The 26,452-nt window shown below is 47.0% G+C and carries 22 protein-coding genes; 9 read left to right on the top strand and 13 right to left on the bottom strand.

Annotated features, from left to right (window positions below; genetic code table 11):
* Positions 1 to 14: 14 nt before the first annotated feature.
* Positions 15 to 329: a multidrug efflux SMR transporter gene (locus NSS87_RS01475; protein WP_339248381.1), complete on the top strand. Its 315-nt coding sequence runs from the start codon at positions 15 to 17 to the stop codon at positions 327 to 329.
* Between the two features lie 52 nt (positions 330 to 381).
* Positions 382 to 1,248: a metallophosphoesterase gene (locus NSS87_RS01470; protein ID WP_339244365.1), complete on the top strand. Its 867-nt coding sequence runs from the start codon at positions 382 to 384 to the stop codon at positions 1,246 to 1,248.
* Between the two features lie 87 nt (positions 1,249 to 1,335).
* Here the strand turns inward: NSS87_RS01470 and NSS87_RS01465 are convergent, their stop codons facing one another.
* Entirely contained in the window at positions 1,336 to 1,932 is a 597-nt protein-coding gene (locus NSS87_RS01465; protein ID WP_339244363.1) for a TetR/AcrR family transcriptional regulator, read from the bottom strand.
* 224 nt (positions 1,933 to 2,156) lie between these two features.
* On the opposite strand from NSS87_RS01465, the gene NSS87_RS01460 reads away from it, so the two are divergent.
* Positions 2,157 to 2,990 (top strand): hypothetical protein, encoded by an 834-nt coding sequence (locus NSS87_RS01460; protein ID WP_339244361.1) that lies wholly within the window; start codon positions 2,157 to 2,159, stop codon positions 2,988 to 2,990.
* Positions 2,991 to 3,065: 75 nt separating this feature from the next.
* On the opposite strand, the gene NSS87_RS01455 is transcribed toward NSS87_RS01460, so the two are convergent.
* From NSS87_RS01455 to NSS87_RS01430, 6 genes are all read right to left on the bottom strand, one after another.
* The gene (locus NSS87_RS01455; protein WP_339244359.1) at positions 3,066 to 3,521 is read right to left on the bottom strand and encodes a hypothetical protein; all 456 of its coding nucleotides are present in this window, start codon (positions 3,519 to 3,521) and stop codon (positions 3,066 to 3,068) included.
* 34 nt (positions 3,522 to 3,555) lie between these two features.
* On the bottom strand, positions 3,556 to 4,476 hold the full coding sequence (locus NSS87_RS01450) for an ATP-binding cassette domain-containing protein (RefSeq protein WP_143759515.1): 921 nt from the start codon (positions 4,474 to 4,476) through the stop codon (positions 3,556 to 3,558).
* Positions 4,466 to 5,485 carry an ABC transporter ATP-binding protein gene (locus tag NSS87_RS01445; protein WP_042184174.1) on the bottom strand — a complete coding sequence of 340 codons (1,020 nt, stop codon included), beginning with the start codon at positions 5,483 to 5,485 and terminating at the stop codon, positions 4,466 to 4,468. The genes NSS87_RS01450 and NSS87_RS01445 overlap by 11 nt, the downstream gene beginning before the upstream one ends.
* Positions 5,486 to 5,500: 15 nt before the next feature.
* The gene (locus NSS87_RS01440; RefSeq protein WP_042184173.1) at positions 5,501 to 6,346 is read right to left on the bottom strand and encodes an ABC transporter permease; all 846 of its coding nucleotides are present in this window, start codon (positions 6,344 to 6,346) and stop codon (positions 5,501 to 5,503) included.
* 4 nt (positions 6,347 to 6,350) lie between these two features.
* Positions 6,351 to 7,301, bottom strand: coding sequence for an ABC transporter permease (locus NSS87_RS01435; protein WP_042123467.1), 951 nt, complete (start codon positions 7,299 to 7,301; stop codon positions 6,351 to 6,353).
* 69 nt (positions 7,302 to 7,370) lie between these two features.
* On the bottom strand, positions 7,371 to 8,987 hold the full coding sequence (locus NSS87_RS01430; protein ID WP_076299927.1) for an ABC transporter substrate-binding protein: 1,617 nt from the start codon (positions 8,985 to 8,987) through the stop codon (positions 7,371 to 7,373).
* A gap of 328 nt (positions 8,988 to 9,315) precedes the next feature.
* Here NSS87_RS01430 and NSS87_RS01425 point away from each other — a divergent pair, with 328 nt between their 5' ends.
* Positions 9,316 to 10,956, top strand: coding sequence for a glycosyltransferase (locus NSS87_RS01425; RefSeq protein ID WP_339244357.1), 1,641 nt, complete (start codon positions 9,316 to 9,318; stop codon positions 10,954 to 10,956).
* Positions 10,957 to 11,015: 59 nt separating this feature from the next.
* Here the strand turns inward: NSS87_RS01425 and clpB are convergent, their stop codons facing one another.
* Entirely contained in the window at positions 11,016 to 13,646 is a 2,631-nt protein-coding gene (gene clpB, locus NSS87_RS01420) for an ATP-dependent chaperone ClpB (RefSeq protein WP_339244356.1), read from the bottom strand.
* Between the two features lie 84 nt (positions 13,647 to 13,730).
* Here clpB and NSS87_RS01415 point away from each other — a divergent pair, with 84 nt between their 5' ends.
* Both NSS87_RS01415 and NSS87_RS01410 read left to right on the top strand, forming a co-directional pair.
* Positions 13,731 to 13,901: a hypothetical protein gene (locus NSS87_RS01415; RefSeq protein WP_339244354.1), complete on the top strand. Its 171-nt coding sequence runs from the start codon at positions 13,731 to 13,733 to the stop codon at positions 13,899 to 13,901.
* The gene (locus NSS87_RS01410; protein WP_339244353.1) at positions 13,858 to 14,379 is read left to right on the top strand and encodes a hypothetical protein; all 522 of its coding nucleotides are present in this window, start codon (positions 13,858 to 13,860) and stop codon (positions 14,377 to 14,379) included. The genes NSS87_RS01415 and NSS87_RS01410 overlap by 44 nt, the downstream gene beginning before the upstream one ends.
* Positions 14,380 to 14,480: 101 nt before the next feature.
* Here NSS87_RS01410 and NSS87_RS01405 read toward each other — a convergent pair whose 3' ends face one another.
* Positions 14,481 to 15,488 carry a J domain-containing protein gene (locus NSS87_RS01405; RefSeq protein WP_339244351.1) on the bottom strand — a complete coding sequence of 336 codons (1,008 nt, stop codon included), beginning with the start codon at positions 15,486 to 15,488 and terminating at the stop codon, positions 14,481 to 14,483.
* Between the two features lie 175 nt (positions 15,489 to 15,663).
* Positions 15,664 to 16,131, bottom strand: a complete 468-nt coding sequence (locus NSS87_RS01400; protein WP_076299931.1) for an Hsp20/alpha crystallin family protein — start codon at positions 16,129 to 16,131, stop codon at positions 15,664 to 15,666.
* Between the two features lie 342 nt (positions 16,132 to 16,473).
* On the opposite strand from NSS87_RS01400, the gene NSS87_RS01395 reads away from it, so the two are divergent.
* On the top strand, positions 16,474 to 18,117 hold the full coding sequence (locus tag NSS87_RS01395) for an SWIM zinc finger family protein (RefSeq protein WP_339244349.1): 1,644 nt from the start codon (positions 16,474 to 16,476) through the stop codon (positions 18,115 to 18,117).
* Entirely contained in the window at positions 18,114 to 21,134 is a 3,021-nt protein-coding gene (locus tag NSS87_RS01390) for a DEAD/DEAH box helicase (RefSeq protein ID WP_339244348.1), read from the top strand. Before NSS87_RS01395 ends, NSS87_RS01390 begins: the two co-directional genes overlap by 4 nt.
* A gap of 102 nt (positions 21,135 to 21,236) precedes the next feature.
* Here NSS87_RS01390 and NSS87_RS01385 read toward each other — a convergent pair whose 3' ends face one another.
* Positions 21,237 to 22,040, bottom strand: a complete 804-nt coding sequence (locus tag NSS87_RS01385; RefSeq protein WP_339244347.1) for a hypothetical protein — start codon at positions 22,038 to 22,040, stop codon at positions 21,237 to 21,239.
* 591 nt (positions 22,041 to 22,631) lie between these two features.
* Between NSS87_RS01385 and hflX the strand changes: the two genes are divergently transcribed.
* Positions 22,632 to 23,897, top strand: coding sequence for a GTPase HflX (gene hflX / locus NSS87_RS01380; protein ID WP_076299935.1), 1,266 nt, complete (start codon positions 22,632 to 22,634; stop codon positions 23,895 to 23,897).
* An 86-nt stretch (positions 23,898 to 23,983) separates the two neighbouring features.
* Here the strand turns inward: hflX and NSS87_RS01375 are convergent, their stop codons facing one another.
* Entirely contained in the window at positions 23,984 to 24,712 is a 729-nt protein-coding gene (locus NSS87_RS01375) for a protein-glutamine gamma-glutamyltransferase (RefSeq protein WP_339244344.1), read from the bottom strand.
* A gap of 78 nt (positions 24,713 to 24,790) precedes the next feature.
* A complete protein-coding gene (locus tag NSS87_RS01370) occupies positions 24,791 to 26,050 on the bottom strand; it encodes a helix-turn-helix domain-containing protein (protein ID WP_339244343.1) in 1,260 nt (419 codons plus the stop codon).
* Between the last annotated feature and the right edge of the window lie 402 nt (positions 26,051 to 26,452).

Here is a 26,452-nt window from a genome sequence, read left to right as displayed (position 1 = left end):
GAATTTGGACATGGATGTTTCTGATGCTAGCGATTGTGTTCGAACTCTCAGGGACCATCTCAATGAAAATATCTCAGGGGTTCACTCAGCTCTGGCCTTCCGTGCTCATGTTTCTGTTCTATGGAGCCAGCTTCACCTCCCTGAATTATGCCCTCACCTCTATTAAGGTAGGCGTTGCTTATGCGATATGGTCAGGGGCGGGAATCATCCTTATTTCTTTCATAGGAGCCCTATTTTTCGAAGAAAAGCTAACCCTGTCCTCCCTACTATGGATAGCCGTTATCCTAACCGGGATCATAGGACTGAACATTAGCGGGAAGACGCATTAGTGAACAGCCACAGTATTTCATAGATTCATAAGATGAAGGGGGATGCCTAAACATGAGCGCGAACACATTACCTGAAGAGAAGCCTGTTATTACCTTTCAGATCATCACGGATACGCATGTCACCGCTGACCGAAATCATGAGTACAATCTTAACTTTGAGCTGGCGCTCCGTGATATAGCCGCACATGGAAAAGGCAGCAGTGGGATTATGCATATCGGTGATGTCACAAACCATGGTTTTTCTGCTGAATATAAAGAAATGCTTCGTATCATTAATCAACATAAGGCTGACTTGCCCGACATTACTTTCACTTTAGGTAATCATGATGTAGGCCTCGGGATTTGGAAGTCTCGCTTAGGGATGTATACGTCACAGACTGGAATGTCTGGACCCTATCATGATCACTGGATTAATGGCTATCATTTTATTTTTCTAGGTACAGAAAAAGGATTGCCTAAATTCTGTCATCTTTCCTCTAAGCAGCTTGATTGGCTGGAGCATAAGCTTGGGGAGCAAGCTTCACCGGATCAGCCTATCTTTCTTTTCCTGCATCAACCGCTTAAAGATACAGTAGCTGGATCGTTAGAATCACAAGATTGGTATGGTGTCACTCAAGATAAGGAATTAAAAGAGATTCTTTCGAAACACCCCCAGACCTTGTTATTCACTGGTCACACCCATTGGGAGCTAGAGGTAGACAACACTATGCACCCTGGCCATGGAGAGATGGCAACGATGTTTAATGCTGCTTCTGTCGCCTACCTTTGGACAAACGAAGATAAGCATAAGACAGGCAGCCAAGGCTTCTATGTGGAAGTATATAGAGATAAAGTGCTTGTCCGGGGCAGAGACTTTAAGACAGGAACCTGGATTGAAGCTGCACAATATGAGGTTGCTTATACAGCAGTAAACGTATAATGAAACTCCCCGCAGCAAGCTGCGGGGAGTTTCATTCTGTGAATTACACGCAGAAGGATTAGCCGTACCGTACCGCCACGCTCTGCGTTATTCATCCCATGCTTCTAACAGCTTTGGAATGCCTTCTACAAGAAGCTTGTGGTATACCTCGGAAATATCTTCAATATCATCCGTATTCGCCACACCCAGCAGCGTCTGCATAACGATCCCGTCAATAGCTCCAATCAGCAATGAGGCAATGGCTTTATTGTATTTCCCGGGTTGTTTTTCGTACAAGCGTTGCAACAGCTCGTCGGTATGACCAATCCATTTCTTATACTTAACTTTCAATTGATTGGAGATTTCCTCATTCCCTAGTATCGCTTCCTGGGCAAGATAGAACTGCATTCGATTGTCATCTATTTTGTTAAAACGATCTTTCACATTCTCGCTGATTTGCTCAATAACTTCCCCGCGGCTATACTTCCCTTGCTGTACCTCCTCGGCAATTCTCGTAGATACGGATAGACTGCGATCCATCGCATCATAAAGAATCTCTTCTTTACTATTGTAATGATGATACAACGCCCCCGTGCTAAGCCCGGCTTCATCGGCAATTCTCCGCATAGTCGTACCCGCAATACCCATTCGATAGATAACACGATTCGTCGCCTCAATAATATGTAATTTTTTATCCTCAGACATAAACTCCCCGCCCAACTGAATCGCTTATTGCGAATTATTTTTATATGAAAAGAGTACTGAATCTACTTTGTTTTTTGTGTGTTAATTAGCACAGACAGAACCAATTAATTCCTAATACAATAAAACCGAACAGTTGTTATGTTTATGAATTAACCAAGCTTTGTAGGGTTGAAGCTCAGTATCGGCACAAATTGATTACGCTTTCACAAAAAAGGAGGTTTATCATGGATATTCCTGCATGGCAGTACGGCGTTAGTATGATCGGCTACATAGTTCTGCTTCTTATTGTTGTCAGTATCATGCGCAAGCATTATAAGTTTGCCCACTGGTTCTGGATTGCTTCTTTACTAACCTTTCCCTTATGGCTTATGGGCGGTGTAGAAGGCTGGTTTCGGTGGGCAAAGATTTTAAGTGTAATTCTTCCTACGATATTTGTTGGATTCATTCGTATTGCTAACTACGAGAAACGAAAAGGACCGTTCTGGAATGGGTTACAGAAGGATTGGGTATTGTGGTTCGTATATGGCGTTCTATTCCTTAATATCATGGAAGCGACCATTAAAGACTTTACGATGGGGAATACGTTCAATGCGCTTACCGGCCTCCTATTATGTATAACCATCCCTTTTGCGCCAAAATATTGGAAAATTTCTACAGAATCACACGGCGATCTCATTGCATATACGACAATCGGCTGGAACTTCCTCTATACAACTTGGAATGCAGCCTTCGTCTATGCCGAGAGTCCGAAGTTCTTTGCAAGCTCGCTATGCATTCTTCTCGCAGCCGAGCTCTATCCCATCATCAAACGCCGCCCAGAACTCTACATCATTGCGCGGGTCTATACATTAGCGGCACATCTACTTCTACGTGCCTGCTTCGTTAGCCTGTTCCCGACAATAATGGATGCTTCATCGTGGTACAATGCAGACGTCATGAACTATTGGGGAATCATCAACTTTATTATGATTGTTCCGTTTGTATTCTGGCATATGTGGCAGCTGCACACCGGCAAAGCAGAAATCAGCTTCCGGCGTGGCCGGATTGAAGTGAACTAACCAAGAACGCCCTTATCCTTTCCATGAGGAAAAGGTAAGGGCGTTCTTTCTTTATTTCTTCTCTGCTCGGAGAGGCTATCGTTGAATCGGCTCGATCCGGTAGCTTGCGTTAGCGCTGGCACCGTCTTCCACACCGGCTCCAGCGTGAATCTGCCAGCCGAATGACAGCACAGATTCCAGCCGGTTCTTCTCGGCTGTCGTCAATACTATTTCTATGGCTTCTCTACCCTCTTCAAGCTCCAACTCTGCCTCTTTACCAAGAACAACCCATATCCAGCTACGAATACCACGAATCGTGTTGTACTTGATCTGATAGCCTGTCTTCACCGCTTGCTCGAACAATTCTGGCTGCTCCGCTTGTAAAGTGGTCAACTGCTTATAATCAAATTCGTATTCACTCTCATCAACGGGCAAATCGCCCTCCGCCACTTTACGAAGAATATCCTCATTGGACCAGCCCAAAGCGCGAAGTGATTCTACCAGTAAAGCATCCCACTGGGATAACTTTACCCGGTTCAAACTGTCTGACATCCTGATTCCCCCCATACCTGTATATAGATTCTACTTATTCCGTGAAATCATAAGCAACATAATGACCCGGACTAACTTCCTGCAATGTAGAGGTCTCAGCCCTGCCGTACTCTGCCGAATATCCATCTAAAATAATTCTCTGATTAGCCCGCTTAGGGTCCGTTTCCAAAATCGAAGATAGCAGCGCCTTCGTATAAGGATGAATAGGGTTCTCGTATAGTTCGTCACTTTCGGCTACCTCTACGAGACGACCGCCATACATCACGCCAATCCGGTCCGAAATATGCCGTACCATCGACAGATCGTGCGCAACAAAGAGGTAGGTCAACCCAAATTCCGACTGCAAATCCTCCAGCATATTCACTACCTGAGCCTGAACAGATACATCCAGCGCTGAGATTGGTTCATCGCACACTACGAATTCAGGTTTCACAGATAATGCTCGAGCGATCGAAATCCGTTGGCGTTGCCCCCCACTGAATTCATGAGGAAAGCGATAAAGATGCTCTCTTTTTAAACCCACCTTATCCAGCAGTGCCGCAACAGCCTCTATACGCTCGTCGCCTTCGTGGATCCCGTGGATTTTCATAGGCTCACTGATCAGATCAAGTACATTCAGGCTTGGATTCAACGAGGAATATGGATCTTGAAAGATCGATTGAATCCGTCTGCGAAAAGGCTTAAGCTGCTTCTCTCCAAGCTTGCTCAGCGGCTGCCCGTCAAAAGACACTTCACCATCTGTATAGTCATACAATCGCAGCAAGCAGCGTCCAACCGTGGACTTGCCACTCCCCGACTCTCCGACCAGTCCAAAGGTCTCCCCCTGACGAATCTGAAAGCTTACGCCATCTACCGCCTTAAGCACTGATGTATTACGTCCCCATATATCCTTGCCTTTGGAGAAATGTTTCTTCAGATTATTTACGTCCACTAGAATCTTATTATCACTCAACAGAACCGCTCCCTTCAACACCAGCTACGGCTGGAGTCTCCTGCACACCGTCTGCCAGCCAGCACATCGAACGATGGCCAGGCGATAATTCGATGACCGGAGGACGTTCGCTGCAACGGGCAAAAGCATTAGGGCAACGTTCCATAAATGGACAGCCCGAAGGAGGATCTAGCAAATCCGGAGGTGTGCCTTCGATAGGGACAAGGCGTTCCCGCGACTTGCCGTCACGTTTTGGAATCGAGCGAAGCAGACCTTTCGTGTAAGGATGCTGTGGGCGATAAAAGATATCCTCTACCGTGCCCTCCTCCATCACAAGTCCACCATACATTACGATAACCCGTGTACATACCTGTGCTACCACACCCAAGTCATGGGTAATGAGCGCTACAGCTGTACTGGTATTATTTTTCAACTCTTTAAAAAGATCGAGAATTTGCGCCTGTATTGTTACATCGAGCGCAGTTGTCGGCTCATCCGCAATCAATAGCTCTGGCTTACAGGAAAGAGCCATGGCGATCATGACCCGCTGGCGCATCCCGCCGCTGAATTCATGCGGATATTGCTGCAGCCGCTGTTCAGGATTATTAATTCCTACCTGACGCAAGATGCTTGCTGCCTCTTTAAGCGCTTCTTGTTTATTTAAACCCCGATGCCGACGGATGACTTCCGTAAGCTGCTGGCCGATTTTTTTTACAGGATTAAGAGAGGTCATGGGGTCCTGAAACACCATTGCTATACGATTGCCGCGTAGCTTTCTCCACTCTTTTTCCGAAAGGTTCGATAAATTCTCACCCCGAAAATTAATATTTCCACCGATAATTTTACCCGGAGGTGTAATTAACGACATAATCGCCTTGGCAGTTACACTCTTCCCACTACCAGATTCTCCGACGATTCCTACCGTCTCACCAGCATCTATATGAAAGCTAACGCCGCGAACTGCTTGATTCTCTCCGTCCCTTGTATGGAACGAAACCTTCAAATCCTCGACAGACAATAGCCGTTCCGTCATGATGTCTTCACACTCCTATCTTCGGATCAGCTTCGGTTCAAAGCCTACCCGCAAAATATCACCCAAAACATTAAAGCTCAGTACCGTTAATAGTATCAATAATCCAGGGAATAAAGCCAGATATGGCGCTTGAGCGATATATCCCTGCGCATTGTTAAGCATACTGCCCCAAGTCGCATTCGGAGGCTGTACCCCGAACCCGAGGAAACTTAGGGACGACTCCATCATTATCGCCGAAGCGATATTATTCGTCGCACCTACAATGACAACAGGCACTAGCCCCGGAAGAATATGACGCCAAATAATTCCGAAATTGCTCTGTCCGGAGGCTTTTGCATAGAGTACATATTCGCGTTCCTTAATCGTCATCGTCTCTGCCCGAATGACACGGGCGATATTCATCCACATTAATAGAGCAATAATAATGATGATATTCCCAACACTCGGCTTCAGAAATACGCTAAGCAGCAGCAGAACTAAGAAAGAAGGAATGGACAGCACTACATCAAGCATCCGCATGAGAAGATTATCAACCCATCCGCCAAAGAATCCACTGATTACGCCTACCGTCACACCTATACCTGTAGCAATGATCATTGAAGCAAAGCCAACTAGCAGTGATACCCGGCCACCATACAATGCGCGGGCAAAATAATCCCGGCCATAGTCATCCGTCCCGAACCAGTGATCGGCTCCCGGCGATTTCAGACGTGCCAGAACATCCATCGCATTCGGATCATGTCCAGATAAAAAAGCAAATATAGAGCCCAGTGAGAAGATGATTAAAGTAATGAGGGCTGCGACGCCCAATTTATTCGTAAATAGCTCATCTCCAACACTTTTCCATTTACTGCGATTCATGAGGTCACCTCGTTAATTTAATTCGTGGGTCCACGAAGCTATATAGAATATCCGCGACCAGATTACCGATGATCAGCATTAAAGAGGAGAATAGAGTAATTCCCATAATCACGGGGTAATCCATCCCTTTAACTGCAGTCATCCCCAAAGAGCCAATACCTGGCCATGAAAATACTGTTTCTGTAACAATTGCGCCTGCCACCAGATCACCCATAGACATCCCGAGCAATGTAATTACAGGAAGCAACACATGCTTCATTACATGACGGAACAGAATTGTTGTCTTGTTAGATCCAAAAGCATATTGAATCTGCACGTACTCTTCTTTTAGCTGTCCAATGGTACTAGAGCGAATGTATCGCACATAACCAGCCAAGAATCCAAAAGCAAGCACGGTGCAAGGCAAGATACCATGCTTGAATACATCAAACGCCGATTCCACACCAATCGTTCGCATCCCCATAATAGGAAGCAGATGCAGCTTAATCGCGAATAAGTACATTAGTAAGATGGCAAGCCAAAACAAAGGCACGGATATTCCGACATAGGATAAGAAATTAATCAGCTTATCTACCCAGCGGTTCCGGTTTGCTCCAGCAATAAGACCGAGTGGAATCGCCAGCAAAACAGCGAGACCGATCGCAGAACCCATCAAACCTGCCGTTGCAGGCAGGCGTTCTAGAATTTGATCCAATACTGGCTGATGATTCACTAGGGAATAACCGAAATTCCCCTGCAATATTTCTTTAATCCAGATTAAATATTGAATGTAGGCTGGCTTATCCAGCCCAAGGTTATGCCGGATGCGCTCAATATCATCTGCGTGCATATTCGGCGTAACGAAGGATAATACCGGATCCCCCGGAGCCAGCTTAATCATCGCAAAGCACACAACCGAAACAAAAAACAACATCGGCAGGGTTTGCAGTAATCTTCGGACGATAAGTTGTCTCATACGTTTATTCTCCCAGTTCTGTATCGGTAAAAAAGTAAGCTGGATAACCCAGCTTACTTTTTCCCGTTTTTATTTAAGGTAGATTTTCGATAAATCTTCAAAAATAACGACAGGCTTCAAGACTGCTTCTTCTAGACCGCCGTAGTTCTTGGAGACAGCTACAATAGTCTTAGTATTAGCAATTGGATAAATCGGTGCATCGTCAGCAATGATCTCTTGGATCTTCTTATAGATCTCACCACGTTTAGTCACATCTGCTTCTCCTGCACCTTCATTGAACAACTTATCGACTTCAGCATTATTATAATGCGAGTAGTTAGAGTCAGCAGTAGAAGTATACAAAATTCTGTAAGCATCAGGATCGTAACCCATAATATAACCTGCAATCGCAAGTTCAAAATCTGTTGAATTCATATCACTGAACTTCTGGCCATATGCCGAGGCATCCATATTTTGCAGTTCAACTTCAGCGCCAATGGCCTTTAGCTTTTGCTGCACGTATAGTGAAATAGCTTCCTGAGCTTTATTACCGCTCGATACAATCAATCTCAATTTCAGATCGCTAACCCCTGCCGATTGCAGAAGCTCTTTCGCTTTTTCCACATCATTATCGAAAGAAGGTACGTCATTAGTATAGAACAATGCATCCGGGGTCAAGAATGACTTCGCCGGGTCAGCATACTCGCTAGAGGAATAAGCAGCCTGAATGATTTCATCACGGCTTAGTGCTAGAGACAAGGCTTGACGAACTTCTTTTTTAGCAAGAGCACCTCTATCGCTGTTCGCGTTGAACAACAGGTACGACAATCGGCCTTCACTATAAGGAAGAATTTCGAAATTGTTCGAAGCTTCAATCGTTCCAACATCCTGTGGATCTAGATATTTAATGTTGATCTCACCACTCTGAAGTGCGAGGTTCGCAGCATTCGTATCTTTAGCAATCCGGTACGTAACAGAATCAAGATGTGGCTTGCCGCCAAAGTAGTTATCAAATCTTTCTAATGTAACATATTCGCCCGCTTTATATTCTTTAAATTTAAATGGTCCAGATCCAACAGGATTAGCATTCTTGGTGCTTTTCTCTAGATCCGTCTCATTTTCAAAAATATGCTTTGGAATCGGAAATACTTGCACTAGTGTAGCTTCAAAAGCTGGGCTGACCTGCGGAAGCTTGAACTCTACGGTCAGATCATCCACCTTAACGGCCTTAACGGGTTTATCACCGATGAATAAGTTCGCTCTCAACATGCTGTTTTGCTTCTCATCGAGGATGCTATCAATCGTGAACACGACATCGTCAGCAGTAAGCTTTTCTCCGTCATGCCATGTCAGTCCGCTTTTCAGCTTCAACGTATAAGTCAGGTTATCTTCTGAAAGGGTCAGGCTGTCTGCCAAGTAGAAGGTCTTCTTACCATCATTTACTTGGAACAGTGGAGCATAGAGCGCTTGGTCAATCGTAAGACTGACACGGTCACCCGCGTAGTTCGGATTTAGAATAACAGGATCAGCAGCGACTCCAATAATCAAGTTGCCTCCATCTTTTATCTCAGTGCTTGCTGTCGTTCCATCATTAGTAGCAGGTGTCTGATTTGTATTTGTAGAAGTGGCGGTGTTCCCTCCGGAGCACGCACTAATCAAAAATGTTAACAAAATCAAAGTAATAACTCCAGATAATCCTTTACGCATAAGTTTCTCCCCCGTATTCTATGTTCTGCGTTGCTTGTGTTTTTTATATTGTATATCGGAATACTAGGAATTACAATGGATAGCATTTCACATTAATGTAATATTGAGGGAATCGATTGATGGTTTATCCATAGCGCTCATCCTTTGCTGTTCATATTGTCATCTAATTATTCGGTTATTGTACAGCAGATCGTTACGAATTAATACATCTAATACTCATTTACTTTACAGAACTTTGAAAAATAAGGATTATTGCCGCTCTCCTGTAAATATATTGAGAACATAAGGACCATCCAAGGAAAGAGGGGCGTTCCCCAAGGAGGCGGCAATGACGGAAAACAAGGTTCGCGTATTGATTGGCAGTCCAATCCACCAGAAGCCCATGGTTTTAAAAGAATTTCTGAATTCCCTGCTTCGTCTGAATATTGCCGATATTGAGCTGGATTTCCATCTAGTTGATGATAATGATGATGAGGAATCAAGTCGGCTGCTCCAGGAATTCCAAAGCATGGGTGATCATATTTATCTTCAGAGCTCCGGCTTTCACGATGCGTATATTCGCAATGATACTACCCACTTTTGGAATACCAACTTAGTCTGGAAAGTAGCCAATTTTAAAAATCTCATGATCAACCGCGCCCAAACCTTGAACTATGATTATTTATTCCTTATAGACTCTGATCTCATCCTCCATCCTGATACCCTCAGACATCTAATAGGTACGAACAAGGATATTATTTCAGAGGTGTTCTGGACACAGTGGCAGCCCGAGACTATGTTTCAGCCGCAGGTATGGATGCACGACGAATACAATCAGTGGGAGCTACTGCCCGGTGAAAAACTACAACCAGAGGAGATTAATCGCAGATTTCATGAATTCATAGCAAAGATGCGGATTCCCGGAATCTATGAGGTGGGCGGACTCGGGGCTTGTACACTGATTAGTCAGCATGCGATAAAAGCTGGAGTCAGCTATAATCAAATTCGCAACATTTCATACTGGGGAGAAGACCGTCATTTCTGCATTCGTGCCGCTGCCCTTGGCATCCCCTTATTCGTCGATACCCATTATCCGGCGCTACACTTGTATAGAGACAGTGATTTGAGTAAAGTAGAGGATTTTATCAAAGAAACTACGGAGACCAAAGCTGAAGCCACTGATACTGAGAACAGTTCATCTACGGACGAATTACCTGCATCAGTAATGCCGACACCCACAATAGACAATCCAGACAACGAAAGCTCCAAGGAGACAGTCCCCCCAGCCAGAAAGCGGCCCAAGCTAACCCTTACCATGGTTGTGAAAAATGAAAGTGGACGCTTTCTGCGACAGGTTCTGGAAGAGCATCGCAAATACATCGACGAGGCCGTCATTATCGATGATGGCAGCACCGATAATTCAGCAGCTATCTGCCTGGAGGTGCTTGAAGGCATTCCCGTCCATCTCGTGCACAATACCATATCCAAATTCAGCAATGAAATTGAGCTGCGAAAGCAGCAATGGGAAGAGGTTCTGAAGACGAAGCCTGAGTGGATTCTAAGTCTGGACGCAGACGAAATCTTTGAAGCGAGCTTCGCGGCAAATATCGAACCCCTGCTGTATGCTGACGAGGTCGATTTATTCTGTTTCCGTCTCTATGATTTATGGAACGCCACCCATTACAGAGAAGATATTTACTGGCGCTCTCATTTGAACTACCGTCCTTTTCTGCTTCGTTATAAAGAAGACTTCAACTATGTATGGAATGAATCTCCACAGCACTGTGGGCGATTCCCAGAGAATGTCTTCGAGCTTCCCCACCAGCTAAGCAACTTGCGACTCAAGCATCTCGGTTGGTCGAAGGCAGAGTTCCGCTTAGAAAAATATCTGCGTTACATGCTCCTTGATCCCGATGGCCAATACGGCTGGAAGGAGCAATACCTGTCCATTCTGGATGAACACCCTCATTTAATACCTTGGGTGGAATGAGGGTAATCATAAAAAGGACGTCCACAAAACCTTAGTGGCTTTGTGGACGCCTTTTATTTTTACATAGTATCAACATCTGGCTTTATAATTCTCACCGTCAGGCCGCCGCCGGATTCGTCTACTTGAATCACCGTACCTTCTGCGGCTTCACCAGCAATGATCGCACGTGCCACACGGGTCTCCAGACTTCGCTGGATGAAGCGTTTCAGCGGTCTCGCCCCATACACTGGATCAAAACCTTCCTTAGCGATAAAACGTACCGCGGGCTCAGTTAACTCAAGACCAATCTCCCGGTCAGCAAGACGTAAACGTAATCCGTCCACCAGTTTGTCCACGATTTTCTCGATCTCGCCCAGGGTCAACGGCTTAAACATCACAATATCGTCAACCCGGTTCAGGAACTCTGGACGGAAATGACCCGTTAGTTCCTTCATTACGCTATCCTTGGCAGCCTCCGTAAGCTGACCCTTCTCATCGGTGCCTTGAATCAGATGTGGTGAACCGATATTTGAGGTCATAATAATGATCGTGTTCTTGAAGTCGACCATCCGGCCCTGCGAATCGGTCAGACGTCCATCATCAAGCAGCTGCAGTAGAATATTAAATACATCGGGATGCGCCTTCTCCACTTCATCGAGCAGCACTACTGTGTAAGGCTGACGCCGTACAGCTTCTGTAAGTTGGCCGCCCTCCTCATATCCAACGTATCCCGGAGGTGCACCGACTAGGCGAGAAACACTGTGCTTCTCCATATACTCCGACATATCGATACGGATCATGCCATCTTCGCGATCAAAGAGAGAGACCGCGAGTGATTTAGCCAGCTCCGTCTTCCCTACCCCAGTCGGACCGAGGAACAGGAAGGAACCGATCGGCCGATTCGGATCTTTGATCCCGGCTCTTGCCCGAAGCACGGCATCGGCCACCAAGCTGACAGCTTCATCTTGGCCCACAACTCGTTCATGCAGCGTTTCTTCCAGACGCAGCAGCTTATCCCGTTCGCCTTCAACCAGTCGGCTAACCGGCACACCCGTCCAGCGCGATACAATATCTGCGATTTCCTCCTCAGTTACAGCTTCACGCAATAATCTTGTATCCTGATCCTGCTGTGCCGCTTCTTCCGCTGCTTTCAATTGCCGCTCCAGATCAGGAATGATGCCGTAGCTCAATTCGGCTGATTTATTAAGATCGTATTCCTCCTGTGCATCGACCAAATCCTTGCGGGCTTGCTCCAGCCGTTTTTTGAGGTCGCGGATGCCTTGAATCGCTGACTTTTCCTTCTCCCAACGCGCCGTCATCCCAAGCTGCTTCTCCTTGAGATCGGCGAGTTCACGTTGTAAGATTTCCAAACGGCGTTTGCTGGCGTCATCGGTTTCTTTTTTAAGCGCTGCTTCCTCAATCTCCATCTGCATCAGACGGCGGGTCACTTCATCCATCTCACCCGGCATGGAATCAATCTCCGTACGGATCATGGCACAGGCTTCATCCACTAAGTCGATCGCTTTATCCGGCAAGAAACGATCCGTAATGTAGCGGTTAGACAGAACGCCTGCAGCGACGAGGGCGCTGTCATGGATTTTGACTCCATGATGGACTTCGAACCGTTCCTTCAGACCGCGTAGAATGGAGATCGTATCCTCTACATCCGGCTCGCTGACCAGCACCTGTTGGAAACGGCGCTCCAGCGCAGGGTCCTTCTCTATATACTTGCGGTATTCATCTAGCGTTGTAGCACCGATACAGTGCAGTTCGCCGCGAGCCAGCATCGGCTTCAGCATATTGCCCGCATCCATCGAGCCTTCAGTTTTCCCTGCACCTACAATCGTGTGCAGCTCATCAATAAAAAGAATAATACGGCCGTTACTTTCACGAACTTCCCTCAGTACCGCCTGCAGGCGTTCCTCGAATTCACCACGGAATTTCGCGCCTGCTACAAGGGAACTCATATCCAGCGAGAAAATCGTCTTGTCCTTCAGCCCCTCTGGTACGTCTTTGCGTACTATCCGGTGAGCCAAGCCTTCCACAATCGCTGTTTTACCTACACCTGGCTCTCCGATCAGCACAGGGTTATTCTTCGTTTTACGGGACAGAATTCGGATCACACGACGTATCTCAGCGTCACGTCCGATGACTGGATCGATCTTACCCGCACGAACCTCTGCTACAAGATCACGTCCGTATTTCTCCAGCACCTCATAAGTAGCCTCCGGCTCCCGACTCGTTACACGCTGATGCCCACGAATCTCAGCAAGTATAGACATCAGCTTCTCGCGTGTTAATCCACGACTGACAAAAAGATCACGCAGCTCACGATTATCCCTGCTCGAATCCGACACCATGGCCAGCACGGCATGCTCCACCGAAACAAACTCGTCTTGCATCTTCGCCGCTTCTTTCTCCGCCTGTTCCAGCAGATGGATCAGCGATTGCGAGGCATAACGCCGTACTGTGCTTGCCCCTGATCCGCTTATGCTCGGCTTACGCTGAAGCAGTTCATCCGTGCTGCGCAGCAGCTCAGCTACGGGGACGTTCATCTTTTGCAGCAATCTTGGCAGCAAGCCTTCTTGCTGCTGGAGTAACGCTTTTAACAGATGGAGATTATCGATCTCCTGATGTCCGCTTTCTGAAGCCAGCGACTGCGCCGCAGCCACTGCTTCCTGCAGCTTTTGAGTAAGTTTATTGAAATCCATAGCTCTCTCACCTTTCTATTTAGGAATGATATATAGGATCGGCCGTTTTGGCCGGGATAGATTAATTTAGCGGGATTAATACCGTTGAATTGGGCGGATGGGCCGTATTTGGCGCTATCTGCGGGATTAATACCGTACATTTGGACGGATGAGCCGCATTTGGCGCTTATCTACGGGATTAATACCGCACATTTGGACGGATGGGCCGCATTTGGCGCTATCAACGGGATTAATACCGTACATTTGGACGGATGAGCCGCATTTGGCGCTATCTGCGGGATTAATACCGTTCATTTGGACGGATGGGCCGTATTTGGCGCTATCTACGGGATTAATACCGCACATTTGGATGGATGGGCCGCATTTGGCGCTACCTGCGGGATTAATACCGTACATTGGGACGGATGGGCCGCATTTGGCTCATTCTGGGGTATTTTTACCCCTCTTTTCGCTAATCGAGCCGATCGGCGCATTCTGGGGTATTTTTGCCCCTCTTTTCGCTCACAGAGCCAAATTCGGCACGATCTGGGGTATTTTCACCCCTCATTTCGCTCATCGAGCTCAATCCGGCGCATTCTGGGGTTTTTTTACCCCTCTTTTCGCTCATCGAGCCGAAATTGGCGCATTCTGGGGTACTTTTACCCCTCTTTTCGCTCATCGAGCCGAAATCGGCACCTTTAGAACACTTTTACCCTTCCTTTTCCCGACACTTCTCACAGGTCTCTACTATTAGTTAGTTTCTAATTAAGTTACTTTTCTACTACTAGCACTCTATTCACCATATTCACTAGCCAAAATCGATCACGAACATACAAAGTTACCTCTACCTACCTATTAATTACCCACTTTTGCCTTCGGACGCTGCGCACTAGCGCTTTGACGTTTAGCTCTAGCCTCGAAATTACTGGATTCAGCCAGTTTACGGTACAAATTCTTCTCCGCTTCGCTGGTTGGCTCAGGGACAACAATCTCAATACCAAATAAAATATCACCGTTCGCACCATTCTCACGCTTCAAACCTTTGCCTGGGATGCGCAGCGTTTTACCACTTTGAATTCCTGCAGGAATCTTCAATTTCACGGCACCGCCACCCGGTAATGGAACCTTCACCTCACCACCCAATACCGCTTGCCATGGAGCAACTTCAACTACACCGTATAAATCGCCACCTCGAAGCTCGTATATATCATGAGGAAGAATATGAAGTGCCAGCAGTATATCGCCACCTGGAGCTATGCCACTCTGAGTGTTCCCTGCGATTTTTAAAATCGTGCCTTCACTAGATCCCCGCGGAACTTGAACATCCACAGTTTTATCACCGATCTGCACTCTTACAGTTGTTCCCTTATAGGCCTGCTCCAACGTAATATCCAGCTGCGCCTGCGTCGAACTGCGCGCCTCACCCCATGGATTGCCGTTCGAACGCCCACTACCACTACTAGAAAAGAAATCAAAGCCAGCGCGATCGGCCGATCCCCGATTCCCAAAAAACATTCCGAACAAATCTTCCTCCGAAATGCCAGAACCTCCTGCAGAATAAGTCCCACCGTTCCAGTTTCCACCAAAGTTTGAATCCCACGAAGAGGCCCCGCTCGACGCACCTCCACCAGCTCTACCACGCTGAGCCCCATAAAGCAGCTCCTCATCGTAAAGCTTGCGTTTCTCCTCATTGCCCAGCACTTCATAGGCTTCAGCAGCTTCTTTGAATTTCGCCTCTGCCTCAGAGGCTTTATTCACATCGGGATGCCACTTCTTGGCCAGCTTTTGATAAGCCTTTTTAATTTCCTGTTTAGTTGCTGTTTTGCTCACGCCCAAAGCATCATAATAGCTTTTGTTAGCCACTCGGATTCCTCCTTTCAACGCTTGATTAAATACAACCCATCGTACGATTCCGAGAAAAGACGCACCATAGCCGGAATCCTCCACTACAATGCGCCTTTTATTCATAACACTATATTAAAAGCTCGCTGCCTATCTCTAAGATGCTGAGCGGAAACTATTACCGCCTAAATTATGCTTATTCAGACTGCGATGCGCTAGAATCTCCGTCTTGAATCTCAATGCGTTTCCCTTGTGGTTTTTGCTGTTTTGGAACTTCCAACTTCAGTAATCCGTCTTTCAAAGACGCGCGAATCTCTTCCACTGCAATATCCTGAACATAGAATCTGCGAACATATTCACCATATCGACGTTCTCTACGTACAATTTGATGATCCTTGTTCTCCTCCGCATTCTCTTCCTTCCGCACCGCTTTAATCGTCAAGTAAGGGCTGGCATAATCAATGTCGATTTCTTCTTTTTTAAAGCCAGGAAGTTCAGCTTCAATCAGGTAAGCCTGCTCACTCTCGCGAATATCCGTTCTGAAGGACATCGTGGAGCTCTTGATCGGTGCAAAAAAATCATCATTAAAAACATCATTCAAAGACTTAGCCAGCATACCAAAAGCATCATCTCTACGTTTACCAAAAGGAACCAAATCAAACATTATCCATTCTCCTCTCATTGACTTTGACTTTATTTGACCTATGACCTTATTATAGTCCCCTATCAGAGGAATAACAAAACCGATTTAAGCGAATTTTCGGTCAAATTCAGGCAAATCAGCTGATTTAATGCTACAAATTTTAATGTTTTTAATGTTTTGACCTTTTTTGACCTTTGTTTGATCTATACTTCAAATTTCAGCACGATTAGTATATGTTTAGGCCCCACGTTCCATACAAGCCAGCAATTTCGCTTTCATTACATCGCCAAAACATCCTACTCAAAAAGAAATGATATAATGAAGGTCAAATAACGACCATTTTTCTTACGGGAGACCAATTGTATGCAACCAACCTATACTATGGATGATACGCAGTGGAGTAAGCTCATCCAGAATGTCGCCTATTATTTCGATGACCTCACCCTCAAACGAGGGTTCCAATATTATAAGCAAAGCCGTATTCGTTCGTTCACTATGACGGAGCCATCTAAGATCAATGCCCTTGTTGAAGGTAGAGAGGATTACCGCGTTACTATTGATCTGGACAGCTTCACTCGGTGCCATTGCAACTGCCCTGTTTCAGGTCATTGCAAGCATATGGCCGCTGTGCTGCTCAGTTTTGCTGAACAACAGAATAGGTCTGTACAAGTTCTAGCTAACGCCAAAGCCGCATCTTTTCTCCCAAAAACATCAAGTAGTTCACCTGTCGGAACCGATGGAAAGCACCAGCAGCAGCTAAAAGAACATGCCAGCCGGATCGCTGACGGAGGCATCACGGAGTGGCGCGAGTATTTTGCGTTCTGCATCACGCCTCTGGCACATACCACTCGGAATCCTGAATATGTGGATCGAGCATTATCTTCCATTACTAAATTTAAGCCGAAGTTATCACCGGAAATGGACAAGCTATTTACCCTGCATGCCCATCTTTTTCTTCTAGAGAAGCTGGCTAAGCCTTCCGCCAATCTACCCGGTCAGGTCGCCTTCACCTCATCACTCGGCTATTACACGCAAGTAGCGGTCTCTGAGCTACAGGAAGCAATCACACGTCTGTTAAAAAGCACACTCCCGCTGTTTCCCGAGCAAGAGCAGGAATACGATCTGTGGCCGCATATCATCGAGACCCTCTCCTACTTGCGGCGTGAGATGTTGACGGAGTCGCGCGATCGCTTGCGGGATCAGCCCTCTTTTTCACTGTGCTATGACCTGCTGTGGAGAAACTGGATTTATCCGAATACCGGTGGAACTAAGCTTTATCTGGATGAAATCAAACAGCTTCAGCAGGCAGAAAGTGAATTAGGCGCTTCCCTGTCACGCCATGCGTGGCTGTTAGCCCAGAGCCGCATGTATTTTTATCTGAAGGATGACCCAAAGGCATGGGAATTACTGAATAAAGCTGCCGAGCGCCCAGGTCTCCATCCTGATGAGCTTATGAGCTTCACCTCCCCGCTTCTGGATGCAGGTGAATGGTCACGCTTGGTGGGCTGGCTTGCTCAGATCGGTCCACTGCTGAGCAGCAGACTCTATAATCTGAATAACTATTCGAACAGATGGGAAGAGGCCGTTCGCCATCTTCCTGAAGCTGAGCCGCAAATGTGGAATACATTAGCCACCATGTTACCTATCTCTGGAGAAGTATACGAAGAGAAGTTAATTACCTATGAAAAATGGCAGACATGGATGGATTATCAACTGTCCATCGGTAAGCTGCCTTCCGAATTTCGTGTTACAGACCTCCAGCCTATGGAGAAAAACGCACCTGAAGTTCTGCTCCCCTTCTACCATCAGGCCGTCGAAAGATTTGTGCTGGATAAGAATAGACATAGCTACAAGGCGGCTGTGAAACTATTGAAGCGATTATCCAAGCTGTATAAAAAAATGAAACAAGAAGAACGGTGGGAAGAGTTCCTCATTGCCTTCACCACAAAGCACAGCAGACTCCGTGCGCTGCAAGAGGAGCTTCGGAAAGGAAAGCTAATACCATGAACATGCATTTGCGCACGCTGACCATCCGGCTTGCATTAAGCCAGTATGGGGACGCTTTATTATACGGATTGAATGAAAGAGAAGATCTCGTGCCCGGTTTGCAGCTTAAACAGCGGTTATTCGCCTGGCATGAGGCGTCTTTTTATGGAACGGAGTTAACGGTTCAACCAGCTGGTGAAGGTGTAGAGCTAGTGATTCTACCTGCGGAGCAGGTCATCCCTTTCTTTGCAGAGCAGAAGCTGCTGGTGCACATCGAATGGAACTGGGAGGGCGATGCGGCTCACCTGACTGAACTGGCGCCACTTCTGGCTATATGTCTGGAGCACAAACAGTATATTCCCGATATCTCCGCTTATCGTGCCGGGAGGTTGCAATGGACCTGGGATGAGGGCGCTTTGGCGCAGGTGGCAGTGGATAATGACACTGCCAAAGGGGCTCTTGAGGCGCTAAATGACGGCTGCGAATTTAGCCGTGGGTTACGCGCGGCGTTCTCCGCCGCCGTATCGCAGAGGTATTACAGCACGGAGGCCGAAGCAGGCGACCTCCGGAGCGATTTCCCGCTTCTATTCGATAGAAGCGGGGCCCTTGCAGCGGGCATGGATACCGCTGCATGGCTTATCGCCATTGGCTGGAAGGCGGATACCGCGCCTTTCCGGCCTGCACTTCAGCTGCTGGAGCCGGAAGGGGATGAATCCCCTTGGCGGCTGCAGCTGATCCTTCAGGACAAGCGCGATGAATCCGCGCTTGTTCCCATCAGGCTCGCCGATGATGGCGAGCCGCACGGCTTGTGGCCGACAGCATGGTCGGCCCACGTGCACGAACGCGCCGCGGGATGGCTGGAGCGCCTCCGCGGCAGTCTGCCGCCCGAGCGCTTCGCGGCGGGCGGCGACGTGCTGGCCGAACCGCTCAGCGATGCCATCGCTTGGCGGTTCTTAACCGCCGAGAGCCAGCGGCTGCTGGAAGCAGGCTGGCAAGTGCTGCTGCCGGCGTGGTGGGAAGCCGCCAGCCGGAAAAAACCGCGCCTCCGCGCCAAGATCAGCTCCGGCGAGGACAAACGCAGCGGCGGCGAGTCGCTGTTCGGCCTCGATTCGATCATCGATTTCGATTGGCGAATCTCCATCGGCGACGTCGACCTCACCGAAGCTGAATTTGCCGAGCTGGTCGCAAGAGGGGAACGACTCGTCCGCTTCAAAGGCAAATGGGTCTCGCTCGATCCCGCACTGCTGGCGCAAATCCAAAGAGCCATGGCAGGTATGGACAAGTCGCAAGGCTTGTCCTTCCAAGATGTGCTTCAGCTTCATTTGCTGCAAGCGAGTGAGGAAGCTGAGGCTGAGGCTACAGAAGAGCAGCTTCAAGAGGATGCGGCGCGCCTGCGGCTCGAGGTAGAGCTAAACGAGCATTTGATCAGTCTCATTGGTCAGCTCGGCCAGCGCTCACAATGGCCGAAGCCTCCAGTGCCCGCAGGACTCCAGGCAGAGCTACGCACCTATCAGCATGAAGGATATGCTTGGCTGACTTTCCTGCGTCAATTCGGTTTGGGGGCTTGTCTAGCCGATGATATGGGGCTTGGCAAGACCGTCCAACTCATCGCATATTTACTTCATATCAAAGAAAATACCGATCCTAGCTCATCCCGTCGCCAGACCGACCCTCCGGGTTGGCCTGCTCTGATCATCTGCCCTACCTCCGTGCTGGGCAACTGGCAGAAGGAATTGCAGCGCTTCGCGCCTTCTTTGAATGTGATGCTGCACTACGGAAGTCGCCGTTTGGACGCAGGATTCTTCTATGGCGCTGCGTCGCAAGCTGACGTGGTACTCACCTCTTATGCGACTGCAGCGCTTGATCAGGAGTTGCTGAAGGAATTCACTTGGGCGGCGATTTGTCTGGACGAAGCACAGAACATCAAGAATGCTCAAACGAAGCAGTCGGTAGCTGTGCGCAGCTTCCCGGCTTTACACCGGATTGCGCTGACAGGAACACCTATAGAGAACAGATTATCCGAGCTGTGGTCCATTTATGATTTTATAACCCCAGGTTATCTGGGTAGTGCCAAAGCCTTTAACGACCGATTCAGTAATGCCATTGAGAAGGAACGTGACGAGAAACGTACAGCGGACCTACAGAATCTCGTGAAGCCGTTCATGCTACGCCGTAAGAAAAAGGATCCTAACATTCAGCTCGATCTTCCAGATAAAAACGAGATGAAGACCTATGTCCATCTGACAGCTGAACAAGCTGCGCTCTATGACCAGACCGTAAACGGACTGCTCGACCGTATGCAGAAGTTGGAAGGTATTGAGCGTAAGGGCGCCATTCTTGGGGCTTTGACCGGACTTAAGCAGCTATGTGATCACCCGATGCTTGTGACTAAGGAGACCCTCCCTGAAACGGATTCGGACAACAAACTGGATACCAGTCTACTCATTAACCGTTCCTCTAAACTTGAAAGACTGCTGGATATGGTTAAGGAACTGCGTACAGAGGATGAGCGCTGTCTCATCTTTACGCAATATGTCGGGATGGGAAAAATGCTTCAGGCTGTTCTACAGCAAGAACTTGGAGAGCCTGTCCTTTATTTGAACGGAAGCACCTCCAAACAGGCGCGTGACCGAATGATTGAGCGATTCCAGACGCCTGCACCTTCCGCGGACGAAGGGTCCAGACGTCCAGATGCACCACCGTCTGATCAGCCGAATGTATTCATCCTTTCTCTCAAAGCCGGAGGTGTCGGTCTGAACTTAACCGCCGCCAATCACGTATTCCACTTCGATCGCTGGTGGAATCCGGCCGTTGAGAATCAGGCGACAGACCGCGCCTATCGGATGGGCCAGACGCGTGATGTACAGGTGCATAAGTTCATCGCTCTCGGGACTCTCGAGGAAAAGATTGATGAGATGCTGGAGAGTAAGCAGCAGCTAAGTGATAATGTCATCTCCAGCTCCGAAGGCTGGATTACCGAGCTGTCTACTGAGGCTTTGAAAGACCTCTTTACATTACGGCGAGGCTTAACAGACTAATCTTAACGCTTGCAACGACCATCAAAAGGAACATTCGCATCTACGCGGATGTTCCTTTTTTGAATCACTAATATTTATCTTTAGTACTGGATTAAAGAACGCTCACCATTGCTCGGACATCTTAAAGGTGACTGCGAGATCATCATCACCTGAAAGTGAGTTAACCACCAAAGTAACCGGCTCATTCTGAAGCTCGTAAGAGAGTCGCTCGTTAAGCAAATTAACAGCCAAATTCGCATAAGCACCGGAGATTCCCGATCCTGTACCTTGCATAATCACCTTTCCACCCGTGACCGTAGTGCAGGTGTAATTCACCAGCAGTGCCGTGTCTGTGACAGGAATATCCGTAGTTGGCGTTGGGAAATTTTCGAATGTCCCATCCAGAGTGCCACCTGCGACGACCATATATCGCACAGGTCTTTTGGATAGAATATCTAAAGCCGCCGGTCTAATCTCAGCCGCAAGACCCTGTGGAATAGTAAAGGCAGAACTCCTCATAAAGCTAATCGCCGCGAAGTCAGTCGATGTAACCGATACATTATCACGGATTTCCGAGGTTATACGGCCTACTTCAAACACTTCCAGATTAACAGCCGTCCAGACACCGTTCACATCCACAAGAAAAACCTGAATCTTCAATTGTTCCTGTGAATACACAAAATTAAATTGGAATAAATCCTCTACAATAGTGTAGGTCTTGCTTGACGTTTCCCGATATTGCAGCTCAAATAATTCTTCAATAAAGACTGTCTGAGGACTTGCACTATTGGCTAAACCCGTTAAATAACAAGCCGCGCCAGCTGATCCATTGTTAACCACTTTGATCACAACTTGATCTATTGGACGAGTACCGTCGACAGGTAAATTAATGATGGTGTTTGTAGAGAGGACAGGCAATGTCTTCACACCTCCTATTCATATCAAATTATATATATATGGTATGCAATCATTTTTTAGAATTCTTGGATTGATATTAAAATAGAGATGTGCTTCACCGAGCATAAAATACAGATTTGCCACCAAATAAAGGATGTGGTAAACTCGACTTAACTTTTTATGAACGGAGGGTTACGTGTGATAGACTTTATCCGAGTTAGAACTTTGCGCGGCTAATTGAATAGCGCTAAAGCTCTGCCCATGTGCAGAGGACTCAGGATTGGTCTACCCATTTAACTCCATAGAAGCCAACAAACTAAAACGCCTTCGGCGTCCTTATAAGGACGGTAGCGTTTATGTGAGAATTATAAGGATAAAGTATATCGTGAAACTTATACTTTCTTATAATTTAAACCAACTGCTACTCGTAAGGGATTAATTTATCATTCCCCTATGACCAAGCCGTTGTTTGCTTCGATATATCTATGGAAGACCCTAATGTCGTAAAGGAGATTTCTCCTTACACATTTGTTCTGACGTCCTCTAACGAACCGTAAGCACAGGCAGATGTCCTGTGTTTTTTTGCGTTTACTATTTACTTACTGGAGGATGAATAAATATATGGAACAACTACGAGAAAAAGCTATTATAGTCGGTGTCCAGCTACAAAACGAAACAAACTTCGACTATTCGATGGAAGAACTCACTAATCTGGCAGCTGCCTGTGACCTAGAAGTTGTCGGAGAACTTAGTCAGAAGGCAAGCCGGATCAACCCTTCCCACTATATCGGCACAGGCAAAATCCAAGAATTATCTGCGCTCTTAGAAGCGCATGATGCTCCTATTGTTATTTTTAATGATGAGCTGTCTCCTTCACAGATTCGCAATTTGGAGTCTTCTCTAGGCCGTCAGGTCATTGACCGAACGATTCTGATCTTGAATATTTTCGCAGAAAGAGCGAAGACCAAAGAAGCACAGCTGCAAGTAGAAGTAGCCAAGCTGCAGTATATGCTACCCCGCCTGACAGGTCTCAGAGAATCCCTCGGAAGACAAGGCGGTGGTGCTGGGCTTAAGAACAGAGGCGCTGGTGAAACGAAACTGGAGCTGGATCGCAGAAGAATAGAAGAACGTATTTCAGCGTTACAAGTTGAGCTTCAACAGCAAGTAGCAAGGCGCCAAATTCAGCGGAAGCAGCGGCATAAGAATGAGGTTCCGGTCGTCTGTCTCGTCGGCTATACGAATACCGGCAAGTCCAGCTTAATGAATGTGATCGTGGAGACGTATCATCCCGGCTCTAATAAGCAAGTGTTCGCCAAGGATATGTTATTTGCTACGCTGGAGACATCCGTTCGGAGCATTGAGCTACCGGATCACAAAACCTTTTTATTAACAGATACCGTTGGATTCGTCAGCCAGCTTCCCCATCATCTGGTCAAAGCCTTCCGCTCCACGCTCGAAGAGGTGACCGAAGCTGACTTATTGATTCACGTAGTCGATATTTCCGATCCGCAGCATGAGCAGCATATGGCCGTCACTGATGAGACTTTGAAAGCGCTCGGCGCGGACCAAATTCCAACGGTTTATGCCTACAACAAGGCTGACCTAACTGACTTGCCTTACCCTCACCTTGAGGGTGACAATGTCTATCTCTCTGCCAAACAAAATAGCGGAATAGCTGAACTTACAGATCTGATTCGCAGCCATGTGTTTACGGATTATGTACAGTGTGAAATTCTGATTCCATTTGATCGCGGCAATGTGGTCTCCTATTTCAACGAGCATGCCCATGTTCAATCGACTAGCTATGAAGAAACAGGCACACGGCTTGCGCTAGAATGTAGAAAATCTGATTTCGAGAAATTCCGCAACGACTTTGTTGAGCTTTAGGCTATTAGACATAGTAAATCCCGGACCTTATCGGAGGTCCGGAATTTTTTTCAGGAAGATAGCTCTTCTTAGCACTCTCTTAGCTGTTAAATCTTATAAATGTAACTTCTAGTCCCAATTCTTGAAAAGACAGTGCACTCAGAGCCTCTATTTTCCGCTCCGGGTAAGACAGAACCTGTAGATAGTCGCTGTAAATAATTAAAATCAGGATGTATCGACTCATTCGTAAGAAAAGCTGAGGTATTGCTTCCGGGCGATCTTTCCTCATTAAGTGAGGCTATGATGACTTCTGCAGTGGTTATCCCAATGCCGTGGCCATAATACAGGTCTTCTTCAAGCTTAACAGCATTCTCACCCTGCCACTCTGGCTTGCTAGGCGCATGATCTGGATTCCTGAAATACACAATATCTCCCCGCAGCATCTGATCCTTATTATAGTTCGTAACTAAGCGCAGATTCTCGTCGTAGTTCCAATCCCATAAGAATAAATCCTTAAAATACCTATTAAAGGCTTCTTCACCTATAGCTTCAATTGTCGCCCTGTACATAACAATGACCATCGCTGTCGCGCATTCGAAGGCATATAAATGTCCGTTCTGAAAAATGTCTTTAATCCCCACCGAAGGCGCCACACCAGCGTTCAGCTGTAGTCCTCCAATATCTGTACGCGTCCAAAACTGCGGGTTGCAGCGCGACTCATCAAATGTTGCAAAATCCGCTCCACTGTTATTTAAAGCTTCCGCCGATTCCACGATGCTGTCTCTCATTTTCCGTTCAAAGTCAAGGGCATCGGGTGAACGAACTTCCTTCACCATGCTTAGTCCCTCCAATATTATAGGTTCTAAATATAGGTTATTGTACGTGTTCGCTGCCCAGTTGGTGCTTAATTCATTTTATTCCCCTGACTCAACAAACCACTGATTGAGCTGCCTGGTCTCTTCCGTCAAAATATCCAAATATAAAGAAGTGCGGTATCCCGTATCCTTTAAGCTTTTTCCCGTAATCTCTGCTATGCGATTTAATCTGTACAGCAATGTGTTGGTATGAATATGTAAAAAAGCGGCGGATTCCTTCAAGTTTCCACTGAGTGATAAATAAACGGCAATGGTTTTTAGAAAATCACTTTTATGCTCGCGATCATGCTCTTTTAGGGGATACAGTAAAGGACTTTTACGGGTCCGACTACGTTTTTGCTCTATAATAGCCGGAACATACGCCCAAAATCCAATATCCTCATACAATAGTAACTCTCGGCCATGAAAAGGCAGCAGCTTCTTGATTTCCAGAATGGAACCCGCTTCCCAGTACGCAATGGCTGCCGACATATATTCAGTGTAATCCAGGCTACAGCCTGCAGCCAGCATACAGCTCTCACTCTTACGCATATCCTCGATAATTTTGTGCATGAACGAATACAGACCACCCGTACCTTCCATGCGAAAGCTGAATGAAAACAATATAATTAACCGATTGTGCTCAGCAGTCAGAAATAATAATTTCAGCCCCGGATAGGAGGTCATAGTTTGCCGAAACCGAAGTACGAAGTGGTCATTGATGACCTTGTCACTCTCAAACACGCTAATATAATATTTGTCCGGCAAAAGAATCGACCAAACTTCCGCGTCCTGCTTGATATTCGCTTCATTGTCATAATGGGAGGTGAGCAGCTTCCAGAAAAAATCCTCCTGCGTTTTCTCCTGCTTCGTCTTCCAACCCCGTTGCTTCAATATATAACGACCAACGATGGCCGCCGCTTTCTCTACAATATTCTCTGCGTGTCCTTCAACTAGATTGCCTGCATCTACTACCCATATGTACCCGAGAATTTCCTTCTGATGTTTGATGCAAATAGCGAGTCGGGGGCCAAGACCTACCTCCATGACCGCAGGAATCCGAATCGGACGTGTAGCGCTCTCAAGCTGCTGCATAATCCCCTTCTTACGCAAGCCAATAATGACAGCGTTAGGTACACGCTTTCCAATAATGGTCGAAATTCTCGCGGAATCACTCTCAAATTGATGGGAGCTGTATCCGATCACATGGTGATTGCTGTCCTCAATCGTAACTTGGGATTGAAGAGATTCACTAATCGCATCCGCCAACGATTCCATACTATCGAAGAAACGATCAAACAATGGATCCTTTTCCGTCACTAGCCCCACCCCTGCCTGAAAAAATAGCCGAACCTTGTACTCTAGAGTGATTTTATTATAGTATGCGTGCTCCCAGCTGACTATAAGATAATGGGATGGGGGCGAGCTGGCGGGACCTTGAGATCGCCGGGTGGAGGAGTTACGAGGTTATAGAGTGGCGTGGGGGCTTATTTGCTGAGTACAGGTTACGTTGGTTGCGGAATGGCGGGGTTATGGAGTGGCGTGGGACGGAGTTGCAGGTTACGTTGATGCGGATTACGGGAAGCGAGGTGACGGAGTGGCGCGACAACACTTAAACCGCTACTTGAGAGAGCCCCCTTATAGTTTTTAGGGAATTCTTCCCTGTAATTGTGTCTCTTTAGCTTTACCTGCTACTAATCAGGGAAAACCTCCCTATAATTC

Source organism: Paenibacillus sp. FSL F4-0243, assembly GCF_037963295.1.
Lineage (GTDB): Bacteria > Bacillota > Bacilli > Paenibacillales > Paenibacillaceae > Paenibacillus_AQ.
The sequence above is the reverse complement of the archived record's forward strand: the minus strand, read 5'-3'. Positions and strand labels throughout refer to the sequence as shown.